The 641-nt window shown below is 65.1% G+C and carries 1 protein-coding gene; it reads left to right on the forward strand.

Annotated elements, in window-relative coordinates; all coding sequences use genetic code 11:
• Positions 1–641, forward strand: a 641-nt coding sequence (locus tag EOA29_RS39090; protein WP_127222550.1) for an LLM class flavin-dependent oxidoreductase, incomplete at both ends; no start/stop codon positions are given.

The following is a 641-nucleotide window of genomic DNA, read 5'->3' on the forward strand; positions in this document are numbered from 1 at the left end:
GTGCGAGGACGCCTGGATCGTTGCAGCCGGCCTGATCCCGCTGACCGAACGGCTGAAATTCCTCGTGGCGCTCCGGCCGGGCAGCGGGACGCCGGCCCTGTTTGCGCGCCATGCCGCCACGCTGGACAGGATTTCCGGCGGCCGGGTGCTGCTCAATGTCGTCACCGGCGCGGATCCAGCCGACCTCGCCGGTGACGGCAACAAGCTCAACCATGACGACCGCTACGCGCAGACCGACGAGTTCCTGACCATCTGGCGGCGAATCCTTTCAGGTGAACCGGCGGATTTCGAGGGCAAGTATCTTTCCGCCCACGGCACCGACATTTCCTTCCCGCCGGTTCAACAGCCCCATCCTCCACTGTGGTTCGGAGGTTCGTCCGACGCCGGCATTGCGATCGCCGCCAAGCACGTGGACGCCTATCTGAGTTGGGGCGAACCGGTGGACCAGCTCGCCGAAAAGATCGGGCGGGTCAGGCAGGCCGCAGCGGCGCAAGGCCGAACGATCCGCTTCGGCCTTCGCATCCATTTGATCGTTCGCGAAACTGAGGATGAGGCCTGGGCCGCCGCAGACCGACTGATCAGCCGCGTCACCGACGACCTGATCGCCGAGGCCCAGAACGGATTCGTCAATATCTCGGAAT

This window comes from Mesorhizobium sp. M1E.F.Ca.ET.063.01.1.1 (genome assembly GCF_003998155.1).
Classification (GTDB): Bacteria; Pseudomonadota; Alphaproteobacteria; order Rhizobiales; family Rhizobiaceae; genus Mesorhizobium.